Consider the following 15,264-nt stretch of genomic DNA (forward strand, 5'->3'; position numbering starts at 1 on the left):
GTGCCGACGGCTTCGGTCACCCGGACCGGCTGGCTCCGGCCCGGTGTGCCCCGGAAACGAGCCTGACGCGTGTTCGTCGTCGGCGAAGACGGTCGTGGGCCACGGCGACTGATGCCACGGTGTGCTCATGAAGACGACACCGGACGGACGTCCCGTCCCGCCCGCGCACGCCGACGAGCGCGCCATGCTGGAAGCATGGCTGGACTTTCACCGTGCGACTCTCGCCCTGAAGTGTTCCGGCCTCACCGAGGATCAGTCACGTCTCGCTGCGGCGTCACCCTCCTCCATGACGCTGCTGGGTCTCGTCCAGCACATGGCTGTGGTGGAACGCAACTGGTTCCAGCGTATTTTCGCCGGTGAGGAGGTGTCTCCGGTCTTCGAGGAGACCAACGTCGACGGTTTTTCCCTTCGGCCGGAACGAGGGCTCGAAGAGGCGATGGCTGTGTGGCAGTCGGAGGTCGCCCGAGGCCGTGAACTGATCGCTGACGCGTCGTTGGACGATTCCGGCCGTCTGTCCGAACAGGAAGCGGGTCACGTCGGCGACCAGAGCGTCTCCCTGCGCTGGATCATGGTGCACATGATCGAGGAATACGCGCGTCACAACGGTCATGCCGACCTCATCCGCGAACAGATCGACGGAGTCACCGGCGCCTGAGACGCGCTCGCCGATGACAGGCGAGCCGACAGCGACGGCGCAGGCGAAGCCGCGCTGACACTCCCTCGTCTCCTTCGTCCGGCTCCCGCTCCCAGGCGTTGCCCGGCCTCTCGGGGGTACGAGTGTGCGGTACCCCGTCGGCCACGAGTGCCTGTACGGACTCTCTTCGAAGCAGTGGGAGATGACATGAGGCTCCGCGAGTCGGCTTCGGTATTGGCCTCCCGGTACTGCGCCGACGTGCTGGCCGGGCGATACCGCCTGGACACGTTCATCGGCTCGGGTGGTGCCGCCGACGTCCACCGGGGTCTCGACCTGCGTCTGCGACGACCGGTGGCCGTCAAGGTCTTCCGGCCCGGCGCCGGTGCCGACATGGAGGAACGTTTCCAGGGCGAAGCGCTGATGCTGGCCAGGCTGCAGCATCCCGGGCTGGTCACCGTCTACGACGTCGGACGGCACCATGACCGCGCCTACCTCGTCATGCAGCTGATCGAAGGCCCCACGCTGAAAGGGCGTATCGCCAAGGGGCCCCTGTCCCTTCGTGAGACGGCCGCGCTCGGCGCCGGCCTTGCCGCGGCTCTGGCCCACACGCATGAAGCGGGGATCGTTCACCGTGATGTGAAGCCGTCCAACATCATCCTGGATGAGTCCGGGCGTCCCCACCTGACCGACTTCGGTATTTCCCGGCTGCTCGACGGCACGACGCAGACCTCCCCCGGAACGCTCGTCGGCACAGCCGCGTACCTGGCGCCCGAGCAGGTGCTCGGCCGGCCCGTCGGCCGGGCCGTCGACGTCTACGCCCTGGGCCTTGTCCTCCTCGAGTGCCTCACGGGCAGACTCGAGTACGACGGAGGCCCCCTTGAGGCCGCGATCGCACGACTGCACCGTCAGCCCGTACTGCCCGAATTCCTGCCGAGGGACTTCGCGGTGCTGCTACGGAACATGACCGCCCTGGACGAGCGGGACCGCCCGTCGGCACACGAGTGCGCCCGGACACTGACCTCCCTGGCCGGTGCCGTACCGTCCGTATCCGTCCCGTCCGTGCCCCGGGCCACGAGCGTCGCACCGAGTCGACGACCGGCGCGGGACGCCGAGTCCACGCATCTGAACCCGTTGCCCGCCGTCGGCACGGCCGAGCCGAAAACGGCGGGCCCCCGCCGGCGCGCCCTCATCGCCGGCGGAACGGCCGCATTGGCGGCCGTCCTGACCACCGCCCTCGCTGTCTCCGACGGCCCTCCACGAACTGACGCAGCACCCGTGGTGCCGTCGTCGTCCATCCCCGACACCCCGGCCGAGCCGCACCGTGACGCCCCCGCGGGGCGGAGCCCACGTCCCGCCCCGACCGACCCGAGCCGGGACGCAGCCACCGGGGCAGCCGCACACCGCACCGCGGCCCCCACTTCTCACCCGGCCTCGGACGGCACGGGGGGCGGCCGGGCCACAAACTCCTCCCACCCACGACACGAGGCCAGGACAAAGACCCCGAGCGAACAACACGCCACGCCCGAAACGGCTCGGAAGAACCAGGGAAACGGTCAGAGGGGAGGCAAGAAGCAGCGTTGATCCCGGCTACTTGGGCGCACCGCCCGGTGTCCCCGGCCGGGCGCGCGGTGCGTGCGGCGTCAGGGGGTGAGTGCTTCGTGGAGGGTGGGACAGCAGTCGATGACGCCGTCGACACCGGTGAGCTGCAGGACCCGCAGGACCGAGTCGGGGGGCCCGGCCAGGCGCAGCCAGCCGTCGGCCGCGGTGACGGCCCGGTGGGCGGAGATGAGGATGTTGATGCCGCTGGAGTCCATGAAGGTGACGCCGCGCATGTCCATCACGACGTGCGGGTGGGCGGCATCGGAGACGTCCAGGGCTTGCCTGAGCTGATCGCCGGTGTGGTGGTCTATCTCCCCGGACAGGGTCAGCAGGCGAATGCCGTCAGTGGCGGTGACCACGACCGACAGCCCGCCCACCCGGTGTCTCTGCTCGGCTTTCGGTCTGGGTGTTTCAGCCATACTGGTGATACTTCCATACTGGAAGCTTCATCATGGGTGTCATCCCGCCTCTCTGGGTGACGCGTTCCGTGTGACGTAACCGGCACCGGGCGCGCGGCATAGGCCGTGAACGCGAGGGTAAGGGCGAGGGCGTGTACGGGGTGGCAGAAATGAACGCGATGGATTCAGTGTCCGCTGGCGATGACGGCAGCCTGCCGCGTGAGCGGGCCATGCGGACGACGGTGGCCCTGGACGGCGGGGGAGCGGACATCGCCCACGCCCGTCATCTGGCCGTCGGCTTCCTCACCCGCGTGCAGGGCGAGCACGGCCTGCCCGTCTCGCAGCGTGCCCTGGACGTCACGCAGCTGGTGGTCAGCGAGCTGGTCACGAACGCTCGCAAGTACGCGCCCGGCCCGGTACTGCTCGACCTGCGGATCGCGGGCGACATGGTCGAGGTCGTGGTGTGGGACTCCGAGCCGGTGCTGCCGATCGCCCGGTCGGCCGACGCCGGGCGGGTGGGACAGCACGGGCTGGAGATCGTGATGGCCGTGGCGCAGGGGTTCGAGGCCCAACGGGAGCCGTTCGGCAAGCGCATCACTGTCCGGATCGCGCTGCTGGACGACCCGGAGGGTGATCTTCCCGGGCGCGGCACCGTGTAGCTCTCGGCCCGGGGAACAGGGACGGCTTCCCCACGGAGCACGTCGTTTGCGTGGTGCGGCGGATCACCGTCGCGCATGGTGCCGGTGGTGGTGCGCAGGGCCCAGACGGCGGAGCCCAGGCAGGGCCAGACCGCACCGTTTTGAACTCGGTGGCCCGACCGGGGTGCCAGTCGGGCGAGGACGGTGGCACAGCGGCCGCGGTGGTCGGGGTGGACGAGAGCGACGATGTCCGCGAGCGCGGCGAGGGGGCCGGCGCCCTCGAACGTGACACGGACGAGTTCGTGGAAGATCGCCGTGCCTTCCCGGGCCGCGCGGTCCCCGTGCATGAGGGCAGCCATCCGGCGGGCCGCGTCCATCGTGGCCTCCCGGCCGACGGGGGCGACATGGACCGCGGAGGTCGATGCCCGCATCGAGGAACCGTTTCCCGCTGCTCGCCGGCCGACCTGGAAATGGGACGCGGCGGCGAGGTCCCACGGCAAGCCGTTGGTCAGAACGTCTTGGGTCTGCGAGCCGATGTCTTCGGCTCTGATGCCGCCCACCGCTGGAAGCGGGTGAAGATGTCCGGCATGTCCAGTCCGCCGCGCTGGAACACCCTCGACGTCCACCGCATCGAGTGGTGGGCCATGGTGGGGAACACCGGCTCGCGTGCCGTCGCCGAGAAACTCGGCTTCACCGTCGAAGGGACACTGCGCCGTCGCGGCGTCGCCAACGACGGTGAGAGCCGCAAGACTGGTCGGTGGGCGGACTGCTGAGGCCCTGAGGCCCTGAGGTGCTGAGGCTCGGGTCGGTGGCACCCCGTCGGGGGCTCGCGACGGATCCCGCGCCGCCGCGGGCAAGCGCGGTTCTTCCTCGGACCCCGTCCAGGACAGGCCCGAACCGCGGGCAGCGGAGCGGCCCCCGGCCGGCCGTGGTCTCGATGGACACGGGCTCCTGGACCGCCTCACGGCCAGGTGCGGCGTGGTGGCCAGGCCGCCGCGCGAGCGCCCCGCGCGACGTCTGCGCGAACGCGTCGCAACACACCCGGGGCCCGAGACGGCTGCGAGGAGCCTTCGCACGGGCCGCTCAGTCCGTCGCCTGTTCGGTGATCCAGCGCGCGGCGAGGAGTCCGGAGGCCGAGGTGAGGACGGCGGCCGCGATGACGGTGGTGCTCAGGCCGAACGCGTCGGCGAGGACGCCGGCCACGAGTGCGCCGGCGGCATAGCCGATGTCACGCCAGAACCGGTACGTGCCCAGGGCATTGGCTCGCCAGGCCGGGTGGGCGTGGTCGGAGACGGACGCGATGAGGGCCGGGTAGACCATGGCGGTGCCCAGGCCGAGTGCGACGGCGGACAGGATTCCGGCGAGCAGGGGCCGGTCCAGCAGGGCGAGGGCGAGGGCGAGGACGAAGCCGAAGGCCTGGACGAACATGCCGTGGACGATGAGAGGTTTACGGCCGATGCGGTCGGCGAGGTGGCCGGTGGGGATCTGCCCCAGCCCCCACAGGATCGGGTAGAGACCCTTGATCAAGCCGACGGCGGCCAGGCCGAGTCCGTGGTCGGTGAAGAGGAGAGGGAAGACGCCCCAGGTGAGGCCGTCATTCAGGTTGTTGATCAGTCCGGCCTGACTGGCGCCGCGCAGGGAGCGGTGGTGCCAGGAGGTACGGGTGAAGGTGGCCCTCGGACCGGTGTCCTCCTCGGTCGGCAACGGCGACGCGTGGTGGGCGAGTTCGAGGGCGACATGGGCGGCCGTGTCGCGGACCACGAGGGCCAGCGCCAGTCCGGCGACCACGAAGACGACGCCGATGAGCTCGGGAACGGGCCGCAGGCCGTAGCCGGTGGCGAGGAAGCCCGTGAGCAGGGCGGTGACACCGACCGCGGTGTACCCGGCGGCCTCGTTCAGGCCCGTGGCCAGGCCACGCCTGGAGGGGCCGACGAGGTCGATCTTCATGTTGACGGTCATCGACCAGGTCAGGCCCTGGTTCAGGCCGAGCAGGACGTTGGCGGCGACGATCCAGCTCCAGGAGGGTGCCCAGGCGAGCGCGAAGGGGACGGGGACACCGAGCAGCCAGCCGGCCACCAGGAGGTGCTTGCGGCGGAAACGGGCGGTGAGCGCTCCGGCGGCGAGGTTGGTCAGGGCCTTGGTGACGCCGAAGGCGATGATGAAGGAGAAGACGGCCAGGTCGCTGGTCAGGCCGAAGGTCTCGGAACCGATCAGCGGAACGGTGGTGCGTTCCAGGCCGACCAGGCCGCCGACGCAGACGTTGACGATGACCAGCAGGGTGAACTGCAGCCAGTTCTCACGCAGTCCGAGCCGTACGGGCCGCCGGCCGGCGTCGTACGAGGTGGTGGCCGTGACGAGGTGATCATCCGCGGGGCCCACGGCGTCCTCCAAGATCTCGGGAACGGGGGAGTGGGGTCACTGCGCCGCACCCTCCGGACGCCACTACACTAATCCATGGATTTATGGAGGATGCCATGTCGGAGGACACGAAGAGCGCGACGAAGGCCCGGCTGTACGACGCGTTCGCGGCCAGCGGCAAGGCGCTGGCCAGCGGGAAACGCCTGGAGCTGCTGGATCTGCTGACTCAGGGCGAGCGCACCGTCGACGCCCTTGCGAAGGCGGCGGGGCTCAACCTGACCACCGCGTCCGCGCATCTTCAGACACTCAAGCGGGCCGGGTTCGTCACGACCCGCCGCGAGGGCGTACGCATCCACTACCGGCTGGCGGGCGACGACGTCGCCCAGCTGTTCGCGCTGCTGCGCAAGGTCGCCGAGGCCCACCAGGCCGCCGTGCCCGCCGCGCGCGACGCCTACCTCGGTGAGGACACCTCCGCCGAGCTCAGCCGTGAGGAACTGCGAGTCCGTGTCGCCGCGGGAGATGTCGTCGTTCTCGACGTACGACCGGGTGAGGAGTACCGGGCCGGCCACATCCCCGGCGCCCTCTCCATCCCGGTCGACGAGCTGCCCGAACGGATCAACGAGCTGCCCGAGGGCACGGAGATCGTCGTCTACTGCCGCGGCGAGTACTGCGTCCTCGCCCACGACGCCGTGCGGCTGCTGACCGACCGCGGCCGCCGCGCGATCCGCCTCGACGACGGCATGCTCGAGTGGCGCCTGTCGGAGCTGCCCGTCGACGTCCCGGAGACCTGACGTGACGGGCCCGGGCGGCGGTCTCCCGCCGCGTCCGGGACTGCGCGACGGGCCGGTCCACCTGGACCACGACGCCACCACTTCCACCACCGCTCCGGAAGAGAGACATGACCAGCACCGCGCCCACCGGCACGACGGCCTCCATACCCGACCCCGCCCAGGCCCAGCGCCGGATCCTGCGCGTTCTGGTCGCCTCCCAGGTCCTCAGCGGCGCAGGGCTCGCCGCCGGCGTCACCGTGGGCGCCCTCCTCGCCCAGGACATGCTCGGCTCCACCAGCCTCGCCGGCGTGCCCAGCGCCCTGTTCACCGCCGGATCCGCTCTCGCCGCCGTCGCCGTGGGCCGCATCTCCCAGGCCCGCGGCCGTCGCCCCGGCCTCACGGCTGGCTACCTCACCGGGGCGCTCGGCTCGGCCGGCGTCATCGCCGCCGCCGTCGCGGACGACCCGGTTCTGCTGTTCATCGCCCTGTTCGTCTACGGAGCGGGCACCGCCACCAACCTCCAGGCCCGCTACGCCGGAGCCGACCTCGCCGCTGACGGCCACCGCGCCCGAGCCGTCTCCACCGTCCTGGTCGCCACCACCCTCGGTGGCGTCGCCGGACCCAACCTCGCCGCACCCACCGGCGACTTCGCCGAAACCCTCGGCGTCCCCCACCTCGCCGGCCCCTTCATCCTCTCCGGCCTCGCCTACGCCCTGGCCGCACTCGTCCTCGCCCTCCGGATGCGGCCCGACCCGCTCCTCCTGGCCCGCGCCCTCGCCGAGAGCAAGGACACCGGAGCCGCCGCCGGCCCGACCACAGCCGCCGACGGCGCCGACACACGGGACGGGAGCGGAGGCGTCGTCCTCGGCGCGCTGGTCATGGTCCTCACCCAGCTCGTGATGGTCGCGATCATGACGATGACGCCGGTCCACATGCACGACCACGGTCACGGCACCGCCGCCTCCGGGCTCGTCATCGCCGTCCACATCGGTGCCATGTACCTGCCCTCGCCGCTCACCGGCTGGCTCGCCGACCGCTACGGCCGGATGAAGATCGCAGCCGCCTCCGGTATCACCCTCCTGGCCTCCGGCATCCTCGCCGCCTCCGCGCCCGGCGACTCCGTCGCCCTGCTCGCTCTCGCACTGGCCCTGCTGGGGCTGGGCTGGAACTTCGGCCTCGTGTCCGGTACCGCGATCATCACGGACACCGTGCCGTTGGCCACCCGAGCCAAGACCCAGGGCCTGATCGACGTCTCCATCGCCCTCGCCGGCGCCACCGGCGGCATGGCCTCCGGCATCATGGTCGCCGCCACGAGCTACCCCGCCCTCGCCCTCGCCGGCGGCGTCCTCTCCCTCGCCCTGCTGCCCGCCGTCGCCGCCACCGCCTACCGCCGATGAACCACGAAACGTCCACCCTGTAGCAGCGACCGGCCCCGCATCCCCGGAGGGAGCGCGAGCCGACGGCGCGACCGGCCGGGGCCGCGCCCGGTCCCAGGCGGCCGATCGGGCATGCCCCTGACCGGCCGCCGCGTGCTGGCTCGCCGGTCCCGTTTCCGTGTGTCACGGTGGGGCCGTGGTGTCCATGGACTTCAGCCGGTCCGGTCGTCGAAGAGGGGGGAGCGGCGTTGCGCTGGTGGGACGCTTGCAGCAGAGCCGGTGGGGACGTGATCCGGGCAGCCGCAGGCATCCGGCCGGGCCACGTGGCGGTGAGCCTGTGCCTGGCGGCCTCGCTGCTGGCCGGATACGGCGCCGCCGGTCGGCCCGTTCCCGTGCCGGAGGACCTGCGGGGCGGGCGCACGTTCCACGTCAGTCCCCAGGGCGACGACCACGCCGACGGCCGCACCCCCGAGACTCCTTGGCGCACGCTGCGTCGCGCCGACGCCGAGCGGTTGCAGCCGGGTGACCGGTTGCTACTGGAGGGCGGGGCGCGTTTCCCCGGCTCCCTGAGCATCGGCCGGGGGGAGGGCGGGAGTGCAGGCAGGCCCGTCGTGCTCGACTCCTACGGAGGCGGCCGCGCGGTGATCATGTCCGCCGGCTCGCGCGGTATCGAGGTGCACAACACGAGCGGCGTCGTGATCCGCAACCTGATCGTCACCGGGGACGCCGCGTCCTACGGGTCGAACGACGGCATCGCGTTCGTCAGCGATCTGCCCGGTGACCGCAAGCTCCCCCACCTCCGTGTCACCGGCGTCGACGTGTCGGGCTTCCGCAACGGCATCCGGCTGCACGGCGGCGCCGGGGCCTCCGGCTTCCGGGACGTGGTGATCCACGACTGTGCGGTGCACGACAACCGGGACGCGGGTCTCGTGACGGACGGGCCCGCCTTCGACGCCGACGCGCCGGCGTACGCGCACGAACAGGTCACCGTGTCCCGGGTGGTGGCGTTCGCGAACCGGGGCGACCCCCGGGCGCACCACAGAAACACCGGCAACGGGATCGTCCTCGGCAGCGTCCGCGACGGTGTCGTCGAGGAGTCGGTCGCCCATGACAACGGTCGGTCGTCCTCGGCGATCGCCGACGAAGGCCCCGTCGGCATCTGGACGTACGACTCGACGCGGATGGTCATCCAGCGGAACGTCGCTCACGGCAACCGCACCGGGTCGTGGGTGGACGGCGGCGGCTTCGGCCTGGACAACAACGTCTCCTACTCGCTCGTGCAGTACAACCTGTCCTACGGCAACGACGGCCCGGGTTTCCAGATGTACTCCGCCGCTCCGAACACGGCGCACACGGACAACGCGATCCGGTACAACATCAGCCGCGACGACTGCCGCAAGCTCCAGGACTACGGCGGCATCGTCGTCTTCGGATCGCACGTCGGGAACGTCGCCCTCTACCAGAACACCGTGCTGGTCACGGCGAACGGTGCCGTCCGGGCCCCCGCGCTGCGGCTCCGGCCCAGCCTCGGGGCGGTGTCCGTGCGCAACAACGTGTTCGCCACCGACGGCGCCCCCGTGGTGGTGGCCCAGAAGGCCTTCGAGACGGCGGAGGTGCTGATGCAGGGCAACGACTACCACAGCCCACGGGGCTGGACCCTGTGGTGGGGCGAGCGCGGGTACGCGGATCTGGCCGCATGGCGCGCCGGGACGGGTCAGGAGACGCAGGGCCCGCGGGCGACCGGAACCGACGCCGATCCCTGCCTCGTCGACGCCGCGCTGCCCGCGGACCGCCCCGGCCTCCGCACCGACGGCCCGGAGGGGGGCGCACTGGTCTCCCGGTGCGCCCACGCGCTGACCGCCGCGGCCGTGGACCTGCGGGCGGTCGGCATCGACCCGGGGCCCGTCGACTACTTCGGAACGCCGCTGACCGGATCCCCCGGAGTGGGGGCCGCGCAGGCCGGACCGGAGGCGTGAGGAATCGTCACCCGCAGGCCGTCGGGCCGCTCCGGCTGTGGCGTGGGGTGGGGCCGCCCCAGGGCGCGGACGTGCCAGCCGGCCGCGTGCCAGACCTCCCTGTCCAGGGCGTTGCGCGCGTCGAGCACGGTCGGGACCCGGACGATCTCCGACAGCTTCACCGGGTCGATCGCCCGGTACTGCCGCCACTCGGTCAGGTGCAGCACCAGGTCCGCGTCCCGGCACGCGTCCATGACGTCCGTGTGGTACGACGGACCGGGCAGCGCGAGCCGTGCGTTGTCGATCCCTTCGGGATCGTGCACGTGGACGTCGGCGCCCGTGGCGGCGATCTCCGCCGCCACGTCCAGCGCGGGTGAGTCCCGTACGTCGTCGCTGTCCGGTTTGAAGGTGGCTCCGAGCACCGCGACACGCTTGCCTGCGAACGTGTCGCCCAGGAGACGGCGGGCGAGGTCGACCGTGCGCCGTCGCTGCCGCCGGTTGATCCGGTCGACGTCACGCAGGAACGACACCGCCTCACCGACCTGCAGTTCCTCTGCCCGGGCGAGGAAGGCGCGGATGTCCTTGGGGAGGCAGCCACCGCCGAATCCGAGACCGGCGGACAGGAACCGGCGTCCGATGCGCGCATCGTGGCCGAGGGCGTCGGCGAGCGTCGCCACGTCGGCGCCCGTGGCGTCACAGATCTCCGCCATGGCGTTGATGAACGAGATCTTCGTCGCAAGGAAGGAGTTGGCGGCGACCTTCACGAGTTCGGCGGTGGCCGGATCGGTGCCGATGTAGGGGACACCGGCCCGCAGCATCGGCTCGTAGACCTGACGCAACAGCTGATCCGTGCCGGGCTCGGTGGCCCCCACCACCAGGCGGTCGGGACGCAGGGTGTCCTGGACCGCGAATCCCTCGCGCAGGAACTCCGGGTTCCAGGCGATCCGGGCCTCGACTCCCGGGCGGAGCCCCGCCGCGATCCGCCGGCTCAGCGACCGGGTGGTGCCCACCGGCACGGTCGACTTGCCGACGACCAGGCTGTCACGGGTGAGGAGCGGCGCAAGGCCGTCGACGACCGCCTCGACATGACGCAGATCGGCGGCGAGGGAGTCGGGGCGTTGCGGTGTACCGACACATACGAAGTGCAGGTCGGCGAAGTCGGCGGCCTCGGCGAGGGAGGTGGTGAAGCGCAGCCGGCCGGCCCGTGTGTTCCTGGTGAGGATCTCCGGCAGACCGGGTTCGTGGAACGGTGCCCGGCCGGCGGCGAGTTCCTCGACCTTCCCCGCGTCGGTGTCCACTCCGAGGACGTCGTGTCCGATGTCGGCCATGCACGCGGCGTGCACGGCTCCGAGGTATCCCGTACCGATGACGGTCAACCGCATGGAGAATCTCCTGTTCTTGGGCCGCTGACGCGACGAGGTCAGCGGGGGTACCCGTCGGGGTTCAGCTCCTGGAACCGCCAGGCGTCACGGCACATGGCGGTGAGGTCACGCGTGGTGGTCCAGCCCCAGGCACGGACCACCGCGCTCGGGTCGGCGACGAGCGTGGCGACGTCGCCGGCCCTGCGTTCGGCGATCCTGTGCGGCACCGGGCGTCCGCTCGCCTCCTCGAAGGCGGCGACCAGCTGGAGCACGGAGGTGCCGGTGCCGGTGCCGAGGTTGAACACCCGCATTCCGGTGCCGTCGTCCAGGTGCTCGACGGCCACTCGGTGTCCCTCGGCGACGTCCATGACGTGGATGTAGTCCCGCACCCCGGTGCCGTCGGACGTGGGGTAGTCGGCGCCGAAGACGGTCAGCCTTTCCCGGCGGCCCACGGCGACCTGCGCGATGTACGGCATGAGATTGTTGGGGACGCCCCGCGGGTCCTCACCGATCAGGCCGCTCGGGTGGGCGCCGACGGGGTTGAAGTAGCGGAGCGCGAGCACCTTCATCTCCCCGAGGTGGGCGCACACGTCCTCGAGGATCCGCTCGCACGTCAACTTGGTGCGCGCGTAGGGATTCGTGGGCGCGACGGGACTCCGCTCGGTCAGCGGCACCGACCTCGCGTCGCCGTAGACGGAGCACGACGAGGAGAACACCAGCCGGTGCACGCCGTGCTCGCGCATGACCGACAGCAGCGTGCAGGTTCCGCCCACGTTGGTGTCGTAGTACTCGACCGGCAGCGACACCGACTCCCCGACCGCCTTGTGACCGGCGAAGTGGATGACGGCGTCCACCGGATGGGAGGCGAACACCTCCGACAGCGCCCGCCGGTCACGGACGTCGACGCGGTGTGCGGCGGCGAGAGGCCGTCCTGCGGTCTTGGCGATGCGGTCCAGTGCCTGGGGGGAGCTGTTGACGTGGTTGTCGACGACGACGACTTCGTGACCGTGGGCGAGCAGTTCGACGCAGGTGTGGCTGCCGATGAAACCTGCGCCACCGGTCACCAGGACGGTCTTGGGCATGGAGGTACCTCGTTTCGTCGGGAGAGGGGGACGTCCGGACGGGACGGTCCGGGCACCGGGCGGGTTGCGGACGGCGGACCTCAGCCGGCGAGGAACCCGCCCAGATGGGGGAGGAACAGCAGCAGCGCCCAGCCCAGCGGCACGAGCGCGACGAGCCCCGTCGCCAGCGGCAGGGCGGCGGTGTGCAGTGCCCGGTGCACGGGGACTGCGGCGGATCGCGCGGCCTCGCGGACGTGCAGGGCACTGACCGCAAGCGTCACCGTGCCGTAGGCCACGGCCCCGAGGAGGCAGAGGAACACATAACCGGTCGCGGGGCCGGACGGCTCCCCGGCGAGCGCCGCGCCGGACAGCCCGACGGTGATCAGGAGGTAGGGGAGGACCAGGCGCAGCGGCAGCGGCTCCCACCCGTCGCGGGCCTTGGGCGTCACCTTGAAGACGACCGCCTTCGGCCGCACTCGCTGCACCAGGGCCGCCGCCACCCCCCACGCCACGTACGGCCAGCGCGTCAGACCGAACAGCCAGCCCTCCCAGCTCAGCAGCGGCGCGTCGACGGGCCGCAGCAGTCCGCGCCGGCGCAGCAGCAGGGTGAGCAGGACCAGGAAGAACGACATGGCCCAGAAGTGCAGGAGGAAGGCGCCGTAGTGGACGTTGATCCACGGGATGCCGGTGACGGCGGCGACCGGCGGCAGCAGCAGACCGCTGGTGGTGGTGAGGGCCAGGAGCGGATAGTACGAGAGGGCGAACCCGAACCGGATCCTGAGCAGGCCGGGCATGCGCCGCAGGTGCTTCGGGAGCATGCCCAGCAGCATCACCATCAGGCTCCGCGACCACTGGAACTCCTGCGTCACCATGGCTGCGAAGGTGAGGGGACCGTCGCCGTGCGCCTCGGCGTCGATGGCGAAGGCACCGTGCCAGCCGGCCGAGTTGAGCAGGAAGCTGGTCGAGAAGTCCTCGGCCAGCTCGGGTCCCAGACCTCCGATGTCGCGCAGGGCCCGGGTCCGGACGGCGTAGTGCGAACCGATGCACAGAGGTGCCAGGCCGTCGGTGTGACCGAGTTGCATCGGTCCGTGGAAGGTGGCCTCGCGGTGCAGCCTTCCCCGGGCCGACCAGGATGTACGGGTGTTGGCGTCGCACACGCTGGGGGCGGCCACGTAACCCACCGCCGGATCGGCGAACGGCCGGACCACTTCCCTCAGATAGCCGGGGCCCGGCACGTGGTCGACGTCGAGTTGGGCCACCACGTCATAGTCCCGGTATCCCCAGTGGTCGTAGAAGTGGGCGAGGTTGCCCTCCTTGCACCGGGTGCGCCGGGGCCATGTGTCCCGGTGGTACGACGTGACACCGCGCCTGCAGGACACACGCACCCCGTGGGCGGCGCACCAGTGCAGGATCTCCTCGTCCGGGTCCTCGTCGCACAGCCAGACGTCGTAAGGATGTGGGAAGTCCTGGCTCAGCATGGCGCGCAGGGTGGTGCGGGCGACAGCCCAGGGCTCCGACGGCGCCCGGGTCACCACGAAGGCGGTCCGCAGCCGGGGCACCTGGACGGCGGGATCGACGGAGCGCAGCCGCATCACCACCGCGACGAAGTACAGCGGTAGCAGCGACAGGTACAGCAGGAGTGCGCTGTTCACGGCGAACCCGGCCCAGCCGACCCGGTGCTCCGGGCGCAGCCACCACTCCCAGAAGCAGATCAGGGCGACCAGCCAGCACAGCGCCAGCAGGCCCGTCTTCGCCCGGTCCGGCGGGCGCAGCCGGGGAACCCACAGCCCTGACCCCAGGGTGCGCGCGGGGCGCGGCCTGCCGAAGACCGGTCCGTCGGCCGGCATGCCGACGACATTGCCCGCCGACAGGGTCATCAGGTGGGTCTTCAGCGTCTCGTCGGCCGTTTCCGCTTCGTACGGACTCTCGTCGAGGACGGTGCCGACCGCGGGGCCGGGGTCGTTCTGCGTCACGACGCGGTGGCGGTCGCGCCGGCCGCGCGGGACTCGGCGGCGACACCGTCCTGCTGACCGCCGCGGATCGCCTCCAGTGCGGCGGCGACATTGCCGGGCCGGGCCGCGAACCACCGCACCGTCCGCAGCAGACCGTCCTCGATGCCCACTTCCGGGCACCAGCCCAGACGCTCCCATGCCCGGATGATCTGCGGCCGGCGACGGGTCGGGTCGTCGACGGGCAGCGGATGGAACTGGATGCCGGCTGTCGACTCCGTCAGGCCGAGGACCAGTTCCGCGAGTTGCAGAACCGTCAGCTCGACGGGATTCCCGAGATTCACCGGGCCGGGCTCGTCGTGGTCGAGCATGGCGAGAATTCCACGTACCAGGTCGTCGACATAACAGAAACTGCGTGTCTGCTTTCCGTCGCCGTAGACGGTCAGCGGATCTCCCCCGAGGGCCTGGACGATGAAACTGGAGACGACCCGGCCGTCGTGCGGACGCATGCGCGGGCCGTAGGTGTTGAAGATCCGGATGATCCCCGTGTTCGTGCCGTGGTACGACCGGTGGGCCTGTGTCAGCGCCTCGGCGAACCGCTTCGCCTCGTCGTAGACACTGCGCGGGCCGACGGGATTCACATGTCCCCAGTACGTCTCGTCCTGAGGATGCACCTCGGGGTCTCCGTAGACCTCGCTCGTGGAGGCGAGGACGAAGCGGGCACCGTGCTGCGAGGCGAGACGGAGCGCGTTCTCCGTACCTCGGCTGCCCACGGCGAGCGTCTCCAGCGGACGTCTCAGGTAGTCGGGCGGCGAGGCGGGACTGGCCAGATGCGCGACCGCGTCCACGGCTCCCCGGACGTCGGTCGACCGGCTGACGTCGCAACGGACGAGTTCGAAGGCGGGATCGGAGAGGAACGCGGCGACGTTCGCCGGATCTCCGGTGGAGAAGTCATCGAGACACACGACCTTGTCACCACGCCGGAGGAGCGCTTCGCAGAGATGCGATCCCAGGAAACCGCCGCCACCCGTAACAGCCACACGCATGAATGCTCCTCGATCGACCGATGAGTTCCATCACTCCGCCCGACACGGGAAGGGAAAGGGGCCGTTTACCGGGGCAGGAGACGGCTCGCGTGGGAGTCGCGAATAGACCGTATAATCAT

The 15,264-nt window shown here is 71.1% G+C and carries 12 protein-coding genes and 1 pseudogene; 6 read left to right on the plus strand and 7 right to left on the minus strand.

The window, feature by feature from the left end; translation table 11 throughout:
- The first annotated feature begins 127 nt into the window (after positions 1-127).
- A complete protein-coding gene (locus BU52_RS16105; RefSeq protein ID WP_107061183.1) occupies positions 128-655 on the plus strand; it encodes a DinB family protein in 528 nt (175 codons plus the stop codon).
- 186 nt (positions 656-841) lie between these two features.
- Positions 842-2,215, plus strand: a complete 1,374-nt coding sequence (locus BU52_RS16110) for a serine/threonine-protein kinase (protein ID WP_078903272.1) — start codon at positions 842-844, stop codon at positions 2,213-2,215.
- A gap of 59 nt (positions 2,216-2,274) precedes the next feature.
- Here BU52_RS16110 and BU52_RS16115 read toward each other — a convergent pair whose 3' ends face one another.
- Positions 2,275-2,652, minus strand: coding sequence for an STAS domain-containing protein (locus tag BU52_RS16115; protein ID WP_078903273.1), 378 nt, complete (start codon positions 2,650-2,652; stop codon positions 2,275-2,277).
- 158 nt (positions 2,653-2,810) lie between these two features.
- Here BU52_RS16115 and BU52_RS34810 point away from each other — a divergent pair, with 158 nt between their 5' ends.
- Positions 2,811-3,290 (plus strand): ATP-binding protein, encoded by a 480-nt coding sequence (locus BU52_RS34810; RefSeq protein ID WP_037934475.1) that lies wholly within the window; start codon positions 2,811-2,813, stop codon positions 3,288-3,290.
- 128 nt (positions 3,291-3,418) lie between these two features.
- Here the strand turns inward: BU52_RS34810 and BU52_RS37150 are convergent.
- A pseudogene (locus BU52_RS37150) lies at positions 3,419-4,345 on the minus strand (ADP-ribosylglycohydrolase family protein); the annotation flags it as partial.
- 7 nt (positions 4,346-4,352) lie between these two features.
- Entirely contained in the window at positions 4,353-5,648 is a 1,296-nt protein-coding gene (locus tag BU52_RS16130; RefSeq protein WP_051858290.1) for an MFS transporter, read from the minus strand.
- 95 nt (positions 5,649-5,743) lie between these two features.
- On the opposite strand from BU52_RS16130, the gene BU52_RS16135 reads away from it, so the two are divergent.
- The 3 genes from BU52_RS16135 to BU52_RS16145 all read left to right on the plus strand — a co-directional run bounded on the left by BU52_RS16135 (position 5,744) and on the right by BU52_RS16145 (position 9,749).
- Positions 5,744-6,418 (plus strand): ArsR/SmtB family transcription factor, encoded by a 675-nt coding sequence (locus BU52_RS16135; RefSeq protein WP_037934478.1) that lies wholly within the window; start codon positions 5,744-5,746, stop codon positions 6,416-6,418.
- 107 nt (positions 6,419-6,525) lie between these two features.
- The gene (locus tag BU52_RS16140; RefSeq protein ID WP_037934481.1) at positions 6,526-7,794 is read left to right on the plus strand and encodes an MFS transporter; all 1,269 of its coding nucleotides are present in this window, start codon (positions 6,526-6,528) and stop codon (positions 7,792-7,794) included.
- A 266-nt stretch (positions 7,795-8,060) separates the two neighbouring features.
- Positions 8,061-9,749, plus strand: a complete 1,689-nt coding sequence (locus BU52_RS16145; RefSeq protein WP_235216352.1) for a right-handed parallel beta-helix repeat-containing protein — start codon at positions 8,061-8,063, stop codon at positions 9,747-9,749.
- On the opposite strand, the gene BU52_RS16150 is transcribed toward BU52_RS16145, so the two are convergent.
- From BU52_RS16150 to BU52_RS16165, 4 genes are all read right to left on the minus strand, one after another.
- On the minus strand, positions 9,683-11,110 hold the full coding sequence (locus tag BU52_RS16150; RefSeq protein WP_037934484.1) for a UDP-glucose dehydrogenase family protein: 1,428 nt from the start codon (positions 11,108-11,110) through the stop codon (positions 9,683-9,685). The two genes, BU52_RS16145 and BU52_RS16150, sit on opposite strands and share 67 nt — an antisense overlap.
- 38 nt (positions 11,111-11,148) lie before the next feature.
- On the minus strand, positions 11,149-12,171 hold the full coding sequence (galE, locus tag BU52_RS16155; RefSeq protein WP_037934487.1) for a UDP-glucose 4-epimerase GalE: 1,023 nt from the start codon (positions 12,169-12,171) through the stop codon (positions 11,149-11,151).
- Between the two features lie 80 nt (positions 12,172-12,251).
- Complete coding sequence (locus BU52_RS16160) at positions 12,252-14,123, minus strand: glycosyltransferase (protein ID WP_037934488.1); 1,872 nt, start codon at positions 14,121-14,123, stop codon at positions 12,252-12,254.
- Positions 14,120-15,145, minus strand: a complete 1,026-nt coding sequence (locus BU52_RS16165; protein ID WP_078903276.1) for a UDP-glucuronic acid decarboxylase family protein — start codon at positions 15,143-15,145, stop codon at positions 14,120-14,122. The genes BU52_RS16160 and BU52_RS16165 overlap by 4 nt, the downstream gene beginning before the upstream one ends.
- Positions 15,146-15,264 lie beyond the last annotated feature (119 nt).

The sequence above is a fragment of the Streptomyces toyocaensis genome (genome assembly GCF_000725125.1).
GTDB classification, from domain to species: domain Bacteria; phylum Actinomycetota; class Actinomycetes; order Streptomycetales; family Streptomycetaceae; genus Streptomyces; species Streptomyces toyocaensis.